This window comes from Pseudomonas sp. TMW22089, from assembly GCF_022496645.1.
In the GTDB taxonomy this organism is placed as follows: domain Bacteria; phylum Pseudomonadota; class Gammaproteobacteria; order Pseudomonadales; family Pseudomonadaceae; genus Aquipseudomonas; species Aquipseudomonas paraversuta.
Map to the genome: position 1 here is coordinate 89,243 of NZ_SCFG01000001.1, position 18,173 is coordinate 107,415.

Annotated in this window: 16 protein-coding genes; 7 read left to right on the forward strand and 9 right to left on the reverse strand. The window is 59.0% G+C overall.

Annotated elements, in window-relative coordinates; genetic code table 11:
* The first annotated feature begins 112 nt into the window (after window positions 1–112).
* Window positions 113–553, forward strand: coding sequence for a peptidoglycan-binding protein LysM (gene lysM, locus EQV90_RS00440; protein WP_003438388.1), 441 nt, complete (start codon window positions 113–115; stop codon window positions 551–553).
* A gap of 78 nt (window positions 554–631) precedes the next feature.
* Here the strand turns inward: lysM and yrfG are convergent, their stop codons facing one another.
* Window positions 632–1,294, reverse strand: a complete 663-nt coding sequence (gene yrfG, locus EQV90_RS00445) for a GMP/IMP nucleotidase (RefSeq protein WP_003438390.1) — start codon at window positions 1,292–1,294, stop codon at window positions 632–634.
* Window positions 1,295–1,382: 88 nt separating this feature from the next.
* On the opposite strand from yrfG, the gene nudE reads away from it, so the two are divergent.
* Window positions 1,383–1,949, forward strand: a complete 567-nt coding sequence (nudE, locus tag EQV90_RS00450) for an ADP compounds hydrolase NudE (RefSeq protein ID WP_003438392.1) — start codon at window positions 1,383–1,385, stop codon at window positions 1,947–1,949.
* Entirely contained in the window at window positions 1,946–2,779 is an 834-nt protein-coding gene (gene cysQ, locus EQV90_RS00455) for a 3'(2'),5'-bisphosphate nucleotidase CysQ (RefSeq protein ID WP_346769527.1), read from the forward strand. The genes nudE and cysQ overlap by 4 nt, the downstream gene beginning before the upstream one ends.
* A gap of 64 nt (window positions 2,780–2,843) precedes the next feature.
* Here cysQ and EQV90_RS00460 read toward each other — a convergent pair whose 3' ends face one another.
* The 5 genes from EQV90_RS00460 to rfbB form a co-directional block, all read right to left on the reverse strand.
* Window positions 2,844–3,299, reverse strand: a complete 456-nt coding sequence (locus EQV90_RS00460; RefSeq protein WP_010656861.1) for a YiiD C-terminal domain-containing protein — start codon at window positions 3,297–3,299, stop codon at window positions 2,844–2,846.
* A 12-nt stretch (window positions 3,300–3,311) separates the two neighbouring features.
* The gene (locus EQV90_RS00465; protein ID WP_240877618.1) at window positions 3,312–4,706 is read right to left on the reverse strand and encodes a sigma-54 dependent transcriptional regulator; all 1,395 of its coding nucleotides are present in this window, start codon (window positions 4,704–4,706) and stop codon (window positions 3,312–3,314) included.
* A complete protein-coding gene (locus tag EQV90_RS00470) occupies window positions 4,703–6,517 on the reverse strand; it encodes a sensor histidine kinase (RefSeq protein ID WP_240877619.1) in 1,815 nt (604 codons plus the stop codon). Before EQV90_RS00470 ends, EQV90_RS00465 begins: the two co-directional genes overlap by 4 nt.
* Window positions 6,518–7,036: 519 nt before the next feature.
* Window positions 7,037–7,906: a dTDP-4-dehydrorhamnose reductase gene (rfbD, locus tag EQV90_RS00475; RefSeq protein ID WP_003438405.1), complete on the reverse strand. Its 870-nt coding sequence runs from the start codon at window positions 7,904–7,906 to the stop codon at window positions 7,037–7,039.
* Between the two features lie 17 nt (window positions 7,907–7,923).
* A complete protein-coding gene (gene rfbB / locus EQV90_RS00480; protein WP_010656858.1) occupies window positions 7,924–9,006 on the reverse strand; it encodes a dTDP-glucose 4,6-dehydratase in 1,083 nt (360 codons plus the stop codon).
* A 129-nt stretch (window positions 9,007–9,135) separates the two neighbouring features.
* Between rfbB and EQV90_RS00485 the strand changes: the two genes are divergently transcribed.
* Window positions 9,136–9,336, forward strand: coding sequence for a hypothetical protein (locus tag EQV90_RS00485; protein WP_240877620.1), 201 nt, complete (start codon window positions 9,136–9,138; stop codon window positions 9,334–9,336).
* A gap of 129 nt (window positions 9,337–9,465) precedes the next feature.
* Window positions 9,466–10,572: an agmatine deiminase gene (aguA, locus tag EQV90_RS00490; protein ID WP_240877621.1), complete on the forward strand. Its 1,107-nt coding sequence runs from the start codon at window positions 9,466–9,468 to the stop codon at window positions 10,570–10,572.
* Between the two features lie 60 nt (window positions 10,573–10,632).
* On the opposite strand, the gene EQV90_RS00495 is transcribed toward aguA, so the two are convergent.
* The gene (locus tag EQV90_RS00495; RefSeq protein WP_003438412.1) at window positions 10,633–12,705 is read right to left on the reverse strand and encodes a TonB-dependent siderophore receptor; all 2,073 of its coding nucleotides are present in this window, start codon (window positions 12,703–12,705) and stop codon (window positions 10,633–10,635) included.
* Window positions 12,706–12,964: 259 nt separating this feature from the next.
* Here EQV90_RS00495 and EQV90_RS00500 point away from each other — a divergent pair, with 259 nt between their 5' ends.
* Together EQV90_RS00500 and EQV90_RS00505 are read left to right on the forward strand one after the other, a co-directional pair.
* A complete protein-coding gene (locus EQV90_RS00500; RefSeq protein WP_240877622.1) occupies window positions 12,965–13,663 on the forward strand; it encodes a DsbA family protein in 699 nt (232 codons plus the stop codon).
* 248 nt (window positions 13,664–13,911) lie between these two features.
* Complete coding sequence (locus EQV90_RS00505; RefSeq protein ID WP_010656855.1) at window positions 13,912–15,195, forward strand: OprD family porin; 1,284 nt, start codon at window positions 13,912–13,914, stop codon at window positions 15,193–15,195.
* 183 nt (window positions 15,196–15,378) lie between these two features.
* Here EQV90_RS00505 and EQV90_RS00510 read toward each other — a convergent pair whose 3' ends face one another.
* Both EQV90_RS00510 and EQV90_RS00515 read right to left on the reverse strand, forming a co-directional pair.
* Entirely contained in the window at window positions 15,379–15,678 is a 300-nt protein-coding gene (locus EQV90_RS00510) for a TagA domain-containing protein (RefSeq protein WP_240877623.1), read from the reverse strand.
* Window positions 15,679–15,683: 5 nt separating this feature from the next.
* Window positions 15,684–18,122 carry a TonB-dependent siderophore receptor gene (locus tag EQV90_RS00515; RefSeq protein ID WP_003438425.1) on the reverse strand — a complete coding sequence of 813 codons (2,439 nt, stop codon included), beginning with the start codon at window positions 18,120–18,122 and terminating at the stop codon, window positions 15,684–15,686.
* Between the last annotated feature and the right edge of the window lie 51 nt (window positions 18,123–18,173).

The window sequence follows — 18,173 nt, forward strand, 5'->3', positions numbered from 1 at the left end:
CGCTCCACGCGCTATTCACGGGCCGATTCTAGCGCGCCTGGTTCGCAGCCTGCTTCGCCAATGATGGTCTACGCTAGTGGATCTGGATATCTCAACCCTTGGAGCGTGATTCATGAGTATTTTTAGCTTTGTGAAAGAAGCCGGCGAGAAATTGATCGACCTGCTGACCCCGGGCAATGCCAATGCCAGTGAAGAGCTCAAGAAACACGTTGAACAGGTAGGTCTGGGCAACCCGAACATTACGGCCACCGTTGACGGCGACAAAGTGACGGTGAGCGGTGAAGTGGCCACTCAGGAAGAGAAAGAAAAAATCATTCTGGCCGCGGGCAACATTGCCGGTGTAGCCAGTGTTGAAGACAAGATCACCGTCACCGGGCCGGTGGTTGTGGCTTCCAAATTTGTAGTGGTAGAGAAAGGTGACACCCTCAGCGCGATTTCGCTGCGGGTGTACGGCAATGCCAACCAGTACAACAAGATTTTTGAAGCCAACAAGCCACTGCTCAAAGACGTCAACAAAATCTATCCGGGGCAGACACTGCGGATTCCTGAGTAACCCCGTCACTCATTTGCAGGAGCGGGCTTGCTCGCGAGCCTTTAACAGCTCGCTCCTGCATGGACAGGGCGTAATTTCTCAAAGCCCTTGCAGCAAATCCCGGTAATCCCCCAGCGCAGCAAACTCCTCGGTATCTTTCGGGCCCTTTTTGCTGTCCGGCTGTTTCACCGCCAGCAAGTGGGCCACGCCAAAATCACGGGCACTGCGCAGGATCGGCAAGGTGTCATCGATAAACAGGCTGCGGGATGGGTCAAAGCCGATATCGGCTTGCAGGGCATGCCAGAAAGCCGGGCTTTCCTTGGGGAACCCATAATCGTGGGAACTGATCAGGCGCTCGAAGTACGGCGCCAGCTCGATCCGCTCCATTTTTAACGACAACGAATCGCGGTGCGCGTTGGTGATCATGATCACCCGCTTGCCGGCCTGTCTGGTCGCTGCCAGAAAGGTGTCGGCATCGGGCCGCAAGGCAATCAGGTTGGCGGTTTCGAGCTTGAGTTCGCGCACCGGGATCTTCAGCTCGGTGCTCCAGAAGTCCAGGCAATACCACTGCAACTGGCCAGCATTGCGCTCAAACAGCGGCGTCAGCTCCAGGTCGGCCATTGCCCGGCTGATGCCATGCAACTCGGCATAGCGCTGGGGCAGGTGTTCCAGCCAGAAATGATTGTCGTAATGCAAGTCGAGCAGGGTGCCGTCCATGTCGAGCAGTACGGTATCAATGTCGCCCCAAGGTAACGCTGTCATGCAAAACTTCTCCCGCAGTTGAAAAACTTCCGACACAGACAATCGGAAAAGCCGGGGTATAGTAACCCGTTCATATTGAGGAGCCGCTATGCGCCAAAAACCCACCGTACTTGCCCGTGAAATTGTTGCCAGTAGCCGATTGTTTCGCGTCGAAGAAGTGCAGTTGCGCTTTTCCAATGGTGTCGAGCGCACATACGAGCGGCTGGTGGGGCGTGGCAACGGCTATGGCGCGGTCATGATTGTGGCCATGATCGATTCCGAACACGCGATTCTGGTTGAAGAGTACTGCGGCGGTACCGATGAGTACGAAGTGTCTTTGCCCAAAGGCCTGATTGAGCCGGGCGAAGATGTGCTGGCCGCCGCCGAGCGTGAACTGAAGGAGGAGGCCGGTTATGGCGCCCGCCAGCTGGAACACCTCACCGAGCTGTCGCTGTCGCCGGGTTACATGAGTCAGAAGATTCAGGTGGTGCTGGCCACCGACCTCTATGAAGAGCGTCTGGAAGGTGATGAACCCGAGCCGATGCGGGTTGAGCGGGTCAATCTGCGTGAGCTGTCGAGTCTGGTGCAAAACCCGCAATTCAGCGAAGGCCGTGCTCTGGCTGCACTGTATCTGGCGCGGGATTTGTTGACCCAGCGCGGAGTATTCGTGCCGTGAGTGATTTTCCCCACCCGTTGCTTGCAGGCGTCATCGCCATGGCCCATGCCGCAGGGGATGCGATCTTGCCGTTCTGGCGTGCCGACGTTGCCGTGACCGCCAAGGCGGATGATTCGCCGGTTACCGCTGCCGATCTGGCGGCCCACCATGTGCTGCTCGATGGCTTGACGGCGCTGGCCCCGCAGATCCCGGTACTGTCTGAAGAAGACGCCAATATTGCACAGAGCGTGCGCGCCGGCTGGACCCGCTGGTGGCTGGTTGATCCGCTGGATGGCACCAAGGAATTTATTTCAGGCAGTGAAGAATTCACCGTCAATATTGCGCTGATCGAACACGGTCGTGTGGTCTTCGGCGTGGTTTCAATGCCCACCAGCGGTCGTTGTTACTACGGTGGTGCAGGGATGGGTGCATGGCGTGAGGATGGCGGCGTGAGCTCGCCCATCAGCGTGCGCAACACCCCGCCTGCAGGCCAGCCGTTAACGGTGGTCGCCAGTCGCCGGCATTCCAGCCCTCAGCAAGAGTGCTTGTTGGCGGGTTTAAGCGAGCAGTTGGGCGAGTTGCAGCTGACCAGCGTAGGCAGTTCGTTGAAGTTTTGCTTGCTGGCCGAGGGAGCCGCCGATTGTTATCCGCGTCTGGCGCCGACTTCACAGTGGGACACGGCGGCGGCTCAAGGCGTGCTCGAAGGTGCAGGAGGGGTGGTGCTGCAACTGGATGGCGAGCCGTTCTGCTATCCGCCGCGTGAGTCGCTGCTCAATGACCATTTTCTGGCATTGCCGGCCAGGGCGCCGTGGCGCCAACAGCTGCTGGCCCTGGCGCAAAACAAGCTGTAGGAGCGAGCTTGCCGGCGATCTTCTGCCAGCTTGCGAGCAAGCCCGCTCCTACAGGATCAGTGATTTAGCGGTGCAACACATACTGCCCGCTAAACCTCACCGCATCCTCTGCACCCTCGGCATTGATGACCCGGGTCTCGAGGGTCAGGCGTGCGCGGCCATGGCGTTGGTACATGGCCAGAAACTTGTTCCAGGCCGCATCGGCAGGTGCATCGCATAGCACGATAGCGTCCCGGGTCACGGGCAGCGGGTAGCTGATGTGACCTTCCTGAATCACGATATGCCCGTCTTCAATCCCCGCCTCGCGCAGGCTCAAGTGCAGCCAGCCCCAGCCTGCAAGCACCGCGCCGCAGTACAGGCTGCCGCCGAACATGGTGCTTTTGTGGTTAATGTTGGCCGCCAGCGGCATCTGCAGGCGCAGTTGGTGCTGGTGCCAGCCTATGACCTTCAGGCCCATTTCACGGGTAAGCGGAATGTCGTGATGGAGGACGGATTCCAGATAACGACTGTCGCGATTCATGCCATGGCCTCTTCAATCAAGTTCATCGGTGTGCGGGTGACTGCCACTCTCGAAGTTCAGCCCGTGTTTGCGCAGTTTGTCGTGCAAGGTTTTACGCGGTACACCCAGCGCTTCAGCCAGGCTGCGCATGGAACTGTGGGAGCGCTCGAGTTCGGCGGCGATCAGGCTTCTTTCAAAGTGTTCGACCTGCTCGCTCAAGCCTCCCGAAACTTCACCGGCGGACGAGGGCGAGCCATCGGCAGAGTCATCGTCCAGCGCCAGCTCAAGACCCAGGGCAAAGCGTTCGGCCACGTTTTGCAGTTCGCGCACGTTGCCCGGCCAGTTGTGACGCAATAACAGTGCGCGTTGCGCCGGCTGCAGCACATTGGGTGTGAGGCCGTGGCGACTGCTGGATTCGTCGGCGAAATGCTGGAACAGCATCAAGGCGTCCTCACCGCGCTCGCGCAAGGGGGCGATGCGCAAGGGGGCGACATTGAGCCGGTAATACAGGTCGGCGCGGAACCGGCCCTGGTCAGCGGCCTGGCGCAGGTCTTCCTTGGTGGCGGCGATCACCCGGATATCCAGCGGGATCAACTGATTGCCCCCCACGCGCTCAACCACCCGTTCCTGCAACATGCGTAGCAGTTTGACTTGCACGTCCAGGCTCATGCTTTCGATTTCATCGAGGAACAATGTGCCGCCATTGGCAAACTCAAACTTGCCGATACGACGCTTTTGCGCACCGGTAAACGCACCGGGTTCATGGCCGAACAGCTCGCTTTCAACCACCGACTCCGCCAGTGCACCGGCGTTGATTGCCACAAAAGGTCCATTGCGCCGGCTCGACAGATCATGCAGTGCCCGTGCGACCACTTCTTTGCCAGAACCGGTTTCGCCCAGAATCAGTACATCGGCTTTGGTCGCGGCCAGTGCGCCGATTTGCTCGCGCAGGCGCAACATGGCCGGTGAATGGCCCACCAGTCGGGTACTCAGTTGCTGGCGATCGCTCAGGGCCAGGCGCAGGCTGCGGTTGTCCAGCACCAGGGCGCGCAGGGCCAGTGCCCGGCGCACGCTGTCGAGCAGTGCATCGCTGGCAAAGGGTTTTTCCAGGAAGTCATAGGCCCCTGAACGCATCGCCTGCACTGCCAGCGGCACATCGCCGTGGCCGGTAATCAGCAGCACTGGAAGTTCCGGGTCCTGGGCGTGGAGTTGGGCCAGTAACTCAAGCCCGTCCATGCCCGGCATGCGAATATCGCTGACCACCACTCCGGGCCAGTCCCGGCCGATACGCTCACCCAGGCCGCTGGCCTGTGCCAGTGGCAAGACCTTGAGGCCCGCCAGGTCCAGGGTTTGATACAGGGCCTGACGCAGATGCGGGTCATCATCGATCAGGATGATCTGTACGTGGGGATCGATGGGCTGGGTCATGACCTGGAGTCCTCGGAAGCTTGCAAGCTGACGCCCGGCGCACCTGCGCGCAGACGTAAGGTAATTAAGGCACCGCCTTCCTTGTGGTTGGCTAACAACAACTCGCCGCCAAACGCGCGGATCAGCGTGTCGCAGATGGCCAGTCCCAGCCCCAGCCCCTGAGTACGGGTTTTGGTGGTGTAGAAAGGCTCACCGGCGCGGCCCAGGGCTTCCATGCAAAACCCCGGGCCATTGTCGCGAATGTACAGGGTGACGCCTTCCGGGGTGGATTGGGCACTTAGCCACAAACGCCGGGGCGGACCTTTCTCGGTCAGGGCATCGAGCGCGTTGGCCAGCAAGTTGCCCAGCACCTGGCGCAAACGTGTTTCACCGGCCTCGACCCACAGCGTGGCGGCAGGCAAGTCGCGAATCAGCTCCACCTCCATGCTGCGCCGACGCTTGGCCAGTAACGCCAGGGCATCGTCCAGCGCCGGTTGCAGGGCGACGCTTTCCGGCGCATGCCGATCACGGCGGGCGAAGGCGCGCAGGTGCGCGATAATCGACGCCATGCGGCCAGTCAGTTCGTTGATCAGTTTGAGATTGCCGCGCGCGTCTTCGATGCGCTGGTGATCGAGCAGCACTTCAGCGTTTTCGGCATAGCTGCGAATAGCCGCCAGCGGTTGATTGAGTTCGTGGCTGATGCTGGCGGACATGGTACCCAGCGCTGACAGTTTGCCCGCCTGCACCAGATCGTCCTGAGCGCGCACCAGCTCCTGTTGCGCCTGTTCGCGCTCCAGCACTTCCTTGCGCAGCCGCTGGTTGAGGCCTTCGAGATCACTGGTACGTTCTGCCACACGCATTTCCAGCTCGCGGCGCGCCTTGCCCTCGAAGGCGATGCGTTCAAGGTAATGGCGCCGGCGCTGCATCATCAAACTGATCAACAGCATCACCACCAGCAAGGTTGCGCCGCCGATGGCCAGTGCCGTGCGTACCGGCCGGTCGATCAGGGTGCGTGGGGCAAGAATGTTGACGCTCCAGCCGGTTTCGTCGATTTTCTGGGTCTGTACCAGCCAGGCACTCAAGTCGAGTTTGAGCGGCTGCGGGTCGCGGGTCGGGTAGGGCAGGATGGCGAAAATGGCCTCGCGCTCTTCTGGTGACAGATCGCGGGTGGCGCGGAAACGCCATTCCGGACGCGAAGTAAGAATGACCACACCGTTGTGGTCGGTCATCAGCAGTTGTTCGGGGGTCTTGCCCCACAGCTGTTCGGTGTGATCGAGGTCGACCTTGACGACCAGTACACCGATTTTTTTATCGCCTTCCAGGACCGGTGCGGCAAAGTAATAGCCGCGTTTGCCGGAGGTGGTACCCAGCCCGAAGAAACGCCCCAGCTTGCCTTCCATCGCTTCGCTGAAATAGGGGCGGAAGGCGAAATTGCGGCCGATAAAACTGTCGTTTTTATCCCAGTTCGATGTGGCCAGGGTGTCGCCATGGGTGTCCAGCAGGTACATCACCACCGCGCCGGTCTGGGTGCTGATGTCATTGAGCAACTCATTGGCCCTGGCCTGGGCCCGCGGGTCCTCCGGATTTGCCAGCACGGCACGCAGCGCAGGCAGCTCGCCGAGGATCTGCGGCAGCACTTCATAACGATGCAGGGTGCCCAGCAGGTTGGCGACATAGAGATCGAGGGTCTGGCGATTTTGCCCGGCCAGTTCACTGCGGTAATAGCGCTCGGCCAGGTGTTGCAGCGGCCACAGCAAAGGCGCCAGACACAATGCCAGCAAGGCCAGGCTGCGCCAGCGGGGTCTGCGAGGAACTGAAGGGGTCGTGATCATCGAATAATGCGCCGCGAGAGTACGGCGCAGTATACCCAGCCTTTGTTGTAGCGATGCAGACGGCGAGGGTGCACTGGCGGACCGCGTTGCGGCTATCGCTGGCAAACCAGCTCCCACAGTAAACCCAGCCTTTGTTGTAGCGCCAGCTCCCACAGGGTATGCGCAGGGCAGTTATATCCGGTCTTTGTTGTAGCGATGCAGACGGCGAGGGTGCACTGGCGGACCGTGTTGCCGCTATCGCTGGCAAGCCAGCTCCCACAGTAAACCCAGCCTTTGTTGTAGCGCCAGCTTCCACAGGGTTTGCGCAGGGCAGTTATATCCGGTCTTTGTTGTAGCGATGCAGGCGGCGAGGGTGCACTGGCGGACCGTGTTGCGGCTATCGCTGGCAAGCCAGCTCCCACAGTAAATCCAGCCTTTGTTGTAGCGCCAGCTCCCACAGGGTTTGCGCAGGGCAGTTATACCCGGCCTTTGTTGTAGGAGCTGGCTTGCCAGCGATGCTGGCAGCAGTTTCTGCGCAGGTCAGTGCTGCGCGGCCAGGCACTCACGTAATGCGTTTTGCCAGGCGGGCTGAGCGACGTGCCACTCGCGCTCAAGGCGGCTGCAATCAAGACGCGAGTTTTGTGGCCGGGCAGCCGGTGTCGGATAGGCGCTGGCCGGGATCGGCTCCAGGGTTGCGCAAGGCTTGCCCTGGGCTGACAGGTGTTCGGCAATGGCCTGGGTAAAACCAAACCACGAGGTTTCGCCCTGGGCCGTGAGGTGGTAAATCCCCCATGCTCCGGCTTCTGCGGCTTGCCAGCGCTCAATCAACAGGCGCGTGCTGCGGGCAATGGTGCCCGCCCAGGTAGGCGCCCCGACCTGGTCCGCCACCACCCGCAGCTCCGGCCTTTCTTGCAGCAGGCGCTGCATGGTCAGCAGGAAGTTCTTGCCGTGGGTGGAGTACACCCAGCTGGTGCGCAAAATCAGACAGTCAGCACCGGTCGCTGCAATTGCCTGCTCGCCCGCCAGCTTGCTCTTGCCGTAGACACCCAACGGGTTGGGAACATCGTCTTCGGTGTAGGGCGCAGGCTTGTTGCCGTCGAACACATAATCAGTGGAGTAGTGAATCAGCGGAATGCCCAGGGCCGCCGCTTCTTCAGCAAACACTCCGGGCGCGATGCCATTGATGGCAAATGCCAGCTCAGGCTCGCTTTCGGCCAGATCCACCGCGGTGTGCGCGGCCGCATTGATGATCAGGTCAGGCTGGTGGGCCCGAACCTGCGCGCGGATTTGCTCGGGCTTGCTCAGATCAAGCTCGTCACGACCCAGCACTATCAGCTGGCCCAGACCGGCAAGGTGCTTTTGCAGTTCGATGGCGACCTGACCGGTTTTGCCGCTGATCAGGATTTTCAAGGGCGCTGCGCCGTTACTCATGCCAGCAGATCCTTGGCCTCGGTGAACCCCAGGCGCTGGCCCTGGTAGCTGCCATCCTGAACGCGCTGGCACCACTCCAGGTTATCCAGGTACCACTGCACGGTTTTGCGCAGGCCGGTTTCGAACGTTTCTTCAGGAACCCAGCCCAGTTCACGTTCGATTTTGCTGGCATCGATGGCGTAGCGCTGATCGTGGCCAGGGCGGTCAGTCACGAAGGTAATCAGGTCGGCAAACTGTGCAACCCCTGGCGGATGCTCTGGCGCCAGTTCCTCGAGCAGGGCACAAATACTGCGCACCACGTCGATGTTCTTTTGCTCGTTGTGGCCGCCGATGTTGTAAGTCTCGCCGACCACACCTTCGGTCACCACTTTAAGCAGGGCGCGGGCGTGGTCTTCAACGAACAGCCAGTCACGCACTTGCAGGCCGTTGCCATACACCGGCAGCGGTTTACCGGCCAGCGCATTGAGAATGACCAGCGGAATCAGTTTTTCCGGGAAATGGAAAGGACCGTAGTTGTTCGAACAGTTGGTCAGTAACACCGGCAAGCCGTAAGTGCGGTTCCAGGCGCGGACCAGGTGGTCGGAGGCCGCTTTGCTGGCCGAGTACGGCGAGCTTGGCGCATAAGGCGTGGTTTCGGTGAACAGATCGTCGACGCCATGCAGGTCGCCATACACTTCGTCAGTCGAAATATGGTGGAAACGAAATTCGCTCCTGGCCGGCTCCGGGAGGGTCAGCCAGTAGGCGCGGGTGGCTTCCAGCAGGCTGTAAGTACCGACAATGTTGGTCTGGATGAAATCCGACGGGCCGTCGATGGAGCGGTCAACGTGGGACTCCGCAGCCAGGTGCATGATGGCCTGGGGCTGGAAACGTTCGATGATTGCACTGACCGCGGCCTGGTCGACGATGTCGGCCTGGACGAATTCGTAGCGGCTGTCGGTGGCAATGCTTTGCAGCGATTCAAGGTTACCGGCGTAGGTCAACTTATCGAGGTTGAGCACTTCGTGCGCAGTGTTCCGGATCAGATGACGGATCAGTGCCGAACCAATAAATCCGGCGCCGCCGGTGACTAAAATGCGCATGTGGATATCCCTTATTCCCAGATGGACTTCAAACGTATGGCGCGTAGCTTGTGGGCAGGTGCGAGGTGGTGCAAGTATAAGTTGACAGCAGTCATTGCGGGCAGGGCCGCGCCTGAAAGGGAGGTATTTATGAATATCGATTTATATCGGTATTTATGTCTAATCCTGTTCACTGGTCAGCAACATTCACGGGGCATGGCGCTGAGCGCCGCCCACAAACTGGGTGGCAATGGCTACGTGCTTGGTGGCATTGGCCTGCAGAGCGCGACCAGGGGAGGGCCAAAGCCCCGGATGAACCGCCTATCGAGGTTTTTGAAAATAATTAAATAAACGTTTTATTGCCGATATTTATCGATTATAAAAGCACCTGTGGTTGACGCATGGTTGCCCTGTGTCCACTGTTTCAGAATTAGTCGTGTTCGATTTCCCCTATACCGCCTCCCTGGAGTCCTGATCCCGATGACCACTTTGTACAGTTCGCCCCGCGCTGACGGTTTTCACATGCCGGCCGAATGGGCTCCGCAAACCCAGACCTGGATGATCTGGCCCGAGCGTCCGGACAACTGGCGGTTGGGAGGCAAACCGGCACAGGCGGCACACGTCGCCGTGGCCAAGGCCATTGCGCGTTTCGAGCCGGTGACCGTCGGCGTGTCGGCCGGCCAGTACGAAAATGCTTGCGCGCACCTCGATGTGCCGAATATTCGAGTGGTGGAGATGTCCAGCGACGACGCCTGGGTGCGTGACAGCGGGCCAACCTTTGTCATCAATGACAGCGGTGAAGTGCGCGGCGTTAACTGGGACTTCAATGCCTGGGGCGGGTTTGATGGCGGTTTGTACTCCCCGTGGAACCGCGACCGCCAGGTGGGTAGCAAGATCCTCGAAATCGAACGCAGTGCGCGTTATCACACCGAAGGTTTCGTGCTTGAGGGCGGCTCGATCCACGTGGATGGTGAAGGCACGCTGATCACCACTACCGAGTGCCTGATGAACCGTAACCGCAACCCGCACCTGTCCCGTGAAGAGATCGAAGACGTGCTGCGCTCGCATCTGGCGGTGGACAAGATCATCTGGCTGCCGGACGGTCTGTTCAACGACGAAACCGACGGCCATGTGGATAACTTCTGCTGCTACGTTGCTCCGGGCGAAGTGTTGCTGGCCTGGACTGACGATGAACAGAACCCCAACTATGCGCGCTGCCACGCCGCAATGGACGTACTGGCAAGCAGTACCGATGCCAAGGGTCGCCCTTTTGTCGTGCACAAAATGCCGATCCCGGGCCCGATGTATGCGACCCAGGAAGAATGCGACGGCGTGGATAAAGTGGCAGGCAGTCAGGACCGCAACCCGTCAGAACGTCTGGCCGGGTCTTACGTGAACTTCCTGATCGTCAACGGCGGCATCATCGCCCCCAGCTTTGACGACCCGATGGACGCGCCGGCCAAGGTCATCCTGCAAAACCTCTTCCCGCAACACGAAGTAGTGATGGTGCCGGGCCGCGAATTGCTGCTGGGCGGTGGCAATATCCATTGCCTGACCCAGCAACAACCGGCGCCGCGCAAGGCCTGATGCACGGCTCCTGTAGCCGCGGATGAGGCCCGATCGCAGCCTCGTCAGCGACTACAGGGTTTAAAACTTATAGGTCCCGGTCATCACCAGACTGCGGGGCTCGCCCGGCATGATCTGGGAGCCGCTGGTGGCTGAGGCGTAGTAGTAACGGTCGGTGAGGTTGGTCAGCGCACCGGTTACATCCCAGTCCTTTTCGCGATAGCCCGCCAGTGCATCCCAGCGGCCGTACCCCGGCAATACCACGGTATTCTGGTTGTCCGCATAACGCTGGCCCACCAGGGTCAGGCCTGTTTCTGCGTACCAGCCCATTTCCGGTTTCCAGGTCAAAAACACGCTGCCATTGTGCTTGGCTACGCCGTTGATGCGCTTGCCTTCAAAGCCGTTGTTGTCCTTGACCACCGTTGCATCCTGCAGGCCAATGCCACCGCGCATGTACCAGTTGCCCCCCAGTTTGCCGCTGGCGGTCAGCTCAATGCCCCGTGAACGTTGCAGGCCCGAGAGCAGGGTGATGGTCGGGTCATCCGGATCCTTGGTCCGACGGTTGTAGAGTTCCAGTTCGTAGACGGCCAGCGTGGTGCTCAAACGATCATCCAGCCAGTCGCTTTTGACCCCGATTTCCTTCTGCTTGGTCAGCTCCGGGCTCAGATCGTTGGCGTTCCCTGCTGCGCCCGGCGTGATGCCGATCAGGCCACCACCCACTGGCGAAAAGGTCTTGGTCCAGGAGGCGTAAAACGAATGGTTTTGCAGCGGTGTCCAGACCACGCCAAGCCGCGGGCTGGTGCTGTGGCTTTTGCGTTCTTCGGTGATGTCCTTGAGATTGCTGGTGGACTCGACTTCAAAGCGGTCATAGCGCAAGCCTGCCAGCACTTGCCATTGATCGTTGAGACGAATCTGGTCCTGAACATAGAGGCCCTGGCTTTCGACTTCGGTGTGGTTGTCGCTGGAAATCAGCATCGGTCCGCTCGGGCGCAGGTTTCGATCCGGGTTGTAGACGTCAACTGCGGGTACGTCCTTGGCACTATAGAGCTTCGGGTCACGGCGCTGGCTGCCGATCTCCAGGCCGGTCAACAGGCGGTGCTCAAGGCCAAAGGTGTCAAAACCGCCTTCGATTTCGAGGTTGTTGAAAAGGTTGCGGGTGGTCATGTCCTGCTGCCAGCTCTGACGATTGACCTTGTCCGTTTTCGGGTCGTAGCCCACCAGGTAAGTGTTCTCGAACTGGCTGTCGAGCTTGAACACGCCCAAGGTGTGGCGAAGTTGCCAGTTGTCGCTCAATTCATAGCTCAGGCGTGAGCGCAGATTCTGGGTTTTGTCATCGATAAAATCATTCTGCCCGCCATAGGATGTGCCGCGACTGACATCTGCCGGCCGGCCGTTGATGCTCGGGATGCCGCGATCCGGGGTGCGGTTGTAACGGCTGTATTCGTATTGCACCAGCCAGTTCAGGTCCGGGGTGATCTGCCAGTTCATCGATGGCGCGAACAATTGACGATTGCCGCTGACGTGATCACGGAAGCTGTTTTTGTCTTCGTTGCCCATGTTCAAACGCAGGCTGACGGTGTCACTCGGGTCCGCGCTGAGGTCGGCATAGAGGCTGCGCAAGTCTTCGCTGCCACCTTGGGCCTGAATGCTTGATTGACGCCCGAATTGCGGCATCTTGCTCACGCGGTTGATGATCCCGCCCTGGCTGCCACGCCCGTACAGTACCGCTGCCGGGCCTTTGAGCACTTCAATGCGCTCGATGTTATGCAAGTCGCGAACGTACTGGCTGTCGTCGCGAATACCATCCAGATAGAAGTCGTTGCTGGCGTCGAATCCGCGAATGCGCAGGCTGTCGAAACGGGTATCAGCCGTACTGCTGACGTTGGGAATACCGCTCAGGGCTTCGCCCAGAGTATTGATTCCGTAATCCAGCACATTGCTGGTTTTCACCGAATCGATGGCTTGCGGCACATAACGCGCAGGGGTCGAGGTACGGGTGGCAGTGGTGACATCTCTGACCCGGGGGTCATCGGCCTCGGCTTCGCTGGCGTTAATCGACAGCTCGGGGAGGGTGGTGGCAGCCGTGCCAAATCCGGCGTACAGCAAGGCACACAGCCCCAGATTCAGAGGCGTGAAGCGGCAAGGGGAGAGCATGGTTGAGAAGTGTCCGGGCGGGTGGGATCGGGGGTTATATTTTTTAGGGTGCGAATGGTAATGGTTCTTGTTGCTTAATGTTAATTATTGCCATTCGCCCGTCCGGCAGATATGTATCAATTTGTTTCGCCAGCACCAGGCCCTTGCTGTATCTGATTCGCCCGATTCGCGAAACACACTAAAAGCCATACCGGCGTTTTTCCCCTTGTGAGCCAAAGCTAAGCTGGCGCCCTGTCTTGTTGAACATTTGGAGCGACCCGTGAGCACCACCCCTGTCTTGCATTACATCTACGACCCTTTGTGCGGCTGGTGCTATGGCGCCAAACCCTTGATTGAAGCTGCACGCGGCATCTTGCCGGTTGTGGCCCATGGCGGCGACATGATGACCGGTGCCCATCGCCGCCCGGTGACGGCCCAGTTGCGGGACTACGTGATGCCCCACGATCGGCGGATTGCCGAACTGACTGGCCAGCCCTTTGGCGAGGCGTACTTTGACGGTTTGCTGCGTGATACCACGGCGGTTTTTGATTCAGAGCCGCCGACCACCGCCATATTGGCAGCGCAGCAAGTGGCAGGGCGTGGACTTGAGCTGTTGGGGCGTCTGCAAACGGCTCACTACGTGGAAGGCCGGCGTATTGCCGATGAAAATCTGTTGCTGGAGCTGGCGGCTGAAATCGGACTGGATGCCGAGGCATTCAAGGCGGCTTTTATTGCGGCCAGGGGTGACATGACACAAGCACACTTCAAAGACAGTCGGGCGCTGCTGGCGCGGGTCGGTGCTCAGGGGTTCCCGACGCTCGTACTGGAGCAGTCCGGTCAGTATCAGGTGATCGATTCAGGTAAGTATCTGGGCCAGCCCCGGGCCTTTGCCGACTGGTTGCGCCAGCTGGATGGTGTGGCTGTGTGCGACTCAAACGTTTCAGCTCCCGCCTGCGGCCTGAATGGCTGTGATGAGTAATTGATGACGTCTTAGTCAAACTTCAGGAAAACTTTGGCAATTAACAAATTTTTCACGAAATTGACACTTTGCCTTCACGCCGGATAGGATTCCCGCCAACGCCTGTGGCGACTAGCCATACACCAACTTTTCGAAAGACCCGCACGAGTCTTCGCGCGGGTCTTTTTTGTTTATGTGAAGCAACCACCACTCAATGTTTCAGCTTGATACCCACAGCGCGCTTCGTATTCAGAAATAAGGAAAATAATATGTTGAACAAACGGATAGGCCTGCTCGCGTTGGGCGTACTTAGTGCTACCCAGGCCATGGCTAACGATCAAGCTGATGCAAAAGGTTTTGTAGAAGACAGCCACCTGAATGTACTGGCGCGCAACGCCTACATCAGCCGTGACTACAAAAACCATAAACAGGACAAGGCTGAATGGGGCCAGGGCTTCCTCGGCACGTTCAGCTCGGGCTTCACCCAGGGCACAGTGGGTGTGGGTGTGGATGCCTTCGGCATTTACGCACTGCGTCTGGATGGCGGCCGTGGCAAAAGCGGCGCGGGCGGCATCGACTTCTTCAAGCAGGGTGCCGACGGCAAAGCCGCTGACGATATCTCCAAGGCTGGCGCTGCAGTGAAGTTCCGGGTATCCAACACTGTGCTCAAGTATGGCGACCAGATGCCTGCTCTGCCGGTACTGATGTACGACAACTCGCGTCTGATGCCAGAGAGCTTCACCGGTACACTGTTGACCTCCAAGGAAATCAACGGCCTTGAGCTCAACGTCGGCCGTTTCACCGCCGAATCGCGTAAAAGCGCTGACGCTCGAGACAGCGGCGACCTGAAAAGCATCAATGTGTTCGGCGGTAGCTACAAGTTCACCGACAACCTGTCGGCTTCGCTGTACGGCTCGCAGATGGAAGACGAGCTGAACAAGCAGTACGTGGGTGTTAACTACGTCATGCCGCTGCAAGACAAACAGTCCCTGACGTTTGACTTCAACGGCTACCGTACCCACGTCAAAGAGGACTACGCTCGCGACGTACTGAAAGTAGACGGTCAGGACAACAAGATCTGGAGCCTGGCGACCACCTACGCGTTTGGCGCACACACCCTGACCCTGGCTTACCAGAGCAGCACCGGCGAAATCGGCTACCCGTATGGCGGCTACCGCAATGCAGGCGGCGTGGGCGATGGCGGCAACACCATCCTGCTGGCCAACTCCTACTGGTCCGACTTCAACGCCAAGGACGAACGTTCGTGGCAGCTGGGTTATGGTTTCGACTTCGGTGCCGTTGGCATTCCAGGCCTGACCTACAACATCGCCTACGTGCGCGGCACCAACATCGACGACGGTTCCGACCGTGGCCGTGGTACCGAGCGTGAAATCTTCAACCAGGCCAAGTACGTCGTACAAAGCGGCCCGGTCAAGGACCTGAGCGTGCGTCTGCGCGGTTCGTGGTTGCGTGTGTCGAACAACGCCAGCGACTACAACGTCGGCGGTAACGAAGTACGGGTATTTGTTGATTACCCGATCAGCATTTTCTGATGCCACCGGTCTGCTGAACAGGCCGGACATCTGAACAAGAAACGCCCCGAACATCAGGTCCTGATGTTCGGGGCGTTTTAGTTTCAGCGTGAGTTATTGTGCGTGTCGAGTCTTGAGCCCCCCACAACGAGAGGAAAGGTTTCCTGCTTTTTTGGGGGGCCGTGTACAGATGTTGTAAAAAACCTATTCGCCATTGATTGTATAAGTAAGGTCGCGCTTGGCGGGGGCAATGCTTTGCCGAAGAATTACAGTGCCATTGTTTATCAGCAAAACAGTACGTGGTTGATCAGACTCGGCAATATTGATATGGAATTTGTTCATGAGACCGGATTCGATACGATAGTTGTGTAATTTGAAACGATGGGTCGTATTTTCTTCCTCAACCCACAAATTGCAGGAGCGAGCGTGCCTCGCGGTGTTCTCAACGACACACAGATTGTTGTTGGCACCTGTCGCAAGGCAAGCTCGCTCCTGCAGACGCATTGGGGTCAGAAGTCCCAGCGCGTGGTCAGCATGAAGTTGCGCGGTTCACCATAAATCGCAGAGTTATAGAACCCGATGTTGGTGTAGTAATACTTGTCGAAAACGTTGTTGACGTTGAGGGTGGTCGACAGGTTTTCAGTGAATTGATAACGGGTCATCAGATCCACCACCCAGTAGGGTTTCTGCGAAAAATCTTCGTATCTGTCCTTGGGGCTGTTGTACATCTCTTGCCAGGCAGTGCTCTGCCAGCGTGCGCCACCGCCCACCGAGACTTTGTTCAGGTCGCCCTTGAGTTTGTAGATGGTGTAGAAGCTCAGTTGATCCTCGGGTTCAAAGGTCGAAATCTTTTTACCGCTGTCATCGCGCACCACCTTGTGGGTGTACCCGGCCTGCAGGCTCCAGCCAGGGCTCAGCTCTCCGGATATTTCCAGCTCGTAGCCCTTGGTTCTCGCGGCAGTGCCCTTGAAGGCGTAGTTGGGCGGGGTGGGTGACAGGTTGTTCCAGGCATCGTCGGGGATGGGGCGATTGCTTTCCTTGACCTCGAAATACGCCAGGCTGGCATTCAGGCGGCCATCGAAAAACTCGCTCTTGAGCCCGACTTCATAGTTCTCGCCCTGGTCCGGGTCAAGCATCTTGCTGTGGCGGTCCAGGTTGTAGAACTCCTGGGGCATGAACACATCGGTGTAGCTGGCATACGCGGTCAGGTAGTCGGTGAGGTCGTAGGTGAGGCCGGCGTAGGGAATCAGGCGCCCCGACTCGCGGTAAGTGTTGGTGGTGCCCGTCAGTGTGTAGTCGACTACCCGCCCGCCCACAAAGAGTTTCAGCTCATCGGTAAGGTTAAGGCGCGTGGTCGCGTATATGCCCGTCTGGCGCACGGTGTCATCGCTGATTTGCGACGCATTGCCCCAGTCAGGTTTGGCCAGGTGCCCGTTCCAGTTGAAGTAATCGACAATGTTCGGCGTGCCGAATGTCACGTCCCAGTAACCTTTGCCTTTCCAGTTCGCGGTACTGATCGAGCCGCCCAGCACCAGTTCGTGCTCACGGCCCAGAAATTCGTAGGGGCCGCTGACATACAGATCGGCTGCGTCGCTGGTGGTTTCGCCCTTGTAACGTTGGGCGTTGATTTTGGCGGTGCCGTCAGCCGCGGGCTGGTCGAACTGGATGGCTCCCAACTGCGCATCGTAGCCATTGAGCTTGTGGTCCAGCTGCAACTTGCCTACCCAACCACTGCCCAGATCCTGTTCCAGGGTGGCGAAGACGGTGCGGGTGTATTGCTGCCAGCTGCTCCAGTCGGTGGCGTTGCTGAAGGAACGCTTGGCACTGTTGATCTCACCCGCATAGTTGTAGAGCGGAAAGCTGCCTGACCAGGTCGAACCCTGGGGTTTATTGTCTTGGTAGTCGGCGCCCACGGTCAGCAATGTGTCGGGCGACAGGTCGACTTCGAGGATGCCGTAGAACACCGAGCTCTGATTCGAGTAGCGGTCGATATACGACTGTCGGTCCTGATAGGCCGCCACTGCGCGCCCGCGCACATTACCGGATTCGGTCAAGGGGCCACTGACGTCCGCTTCAGTGCGGTAATTGTTCCAGGAGCCTGCTCCCGTGGTGATATGGCCGTGAAAATCGCTGGTCGGTTTCTTGCGTACCAGGTTGATGGTGCCACCCAGCGAACCTGCTCCGCTGAGCAGGCCTGAAGCGCCCTTGAGCACCTCGATACGGTCATAGATCGCCATGTCGCTCAGGGTGTTGCCCGCTGAATAGGCGACGTTGCGCACGGCAGAGGGAATGCCGTCGTACTGGAAGTTGTTGATCGAAAAACCGCGGGAGTAGTAGTTGGTGCGGTCAGTGTCGTAGGCCGATACGGTAATGCCCGGTGTGTGGCGCATCACGTCGTCGACATTGTCGAGCGCGAAGTCATCCATGTGCTGACGGGTGATCACGCTGATCGATTGCGGCGTCTCCCGGGGCTTGAGCACCATGCGGGTGGCGGTGGCGATGTAGCCCGGCGTGTAAGAACCGGTGCCTTCGGTAACAGTGCCCAGCTGGTTGGTGGAAACTTGAGTCGCCCCCAGTTCCAGTGCCGTTTCAGGGCTGCCGGCGACCAGCACATAGCCTCCGTTACTCTGGCGCTCTGCTTGCAATCCGCTGTTGGCGAGCAACCGTTGCAGGCCTTCATCGACGCTGTATTGGCCCTGCAGGCCGGCGCTATTGAGGTGGCCGGTCTGTTTGGGATCGAACGAAATCGTGACCCCCGCCTGTATGCCAAATTGGGTAAGGGCGCTACCCAGCGGGCCGGCGCTGATCTGGTACGTCGCCTGGCTCTGGGCACAAACCCGGGTGGGCACCAGCGCCAGGCCGGACAGGCTGGCAAGGGTTACGCCAAACACCGCCAGGCGAACAGCGCGGGTTATTTTAGTTGTGGGGCTGGGGGCGAGCAGGGGCATTCGGGGATCCTTGCGTTGTCATGTCAGAAACTCGCTGCGATCGCGGCTTAT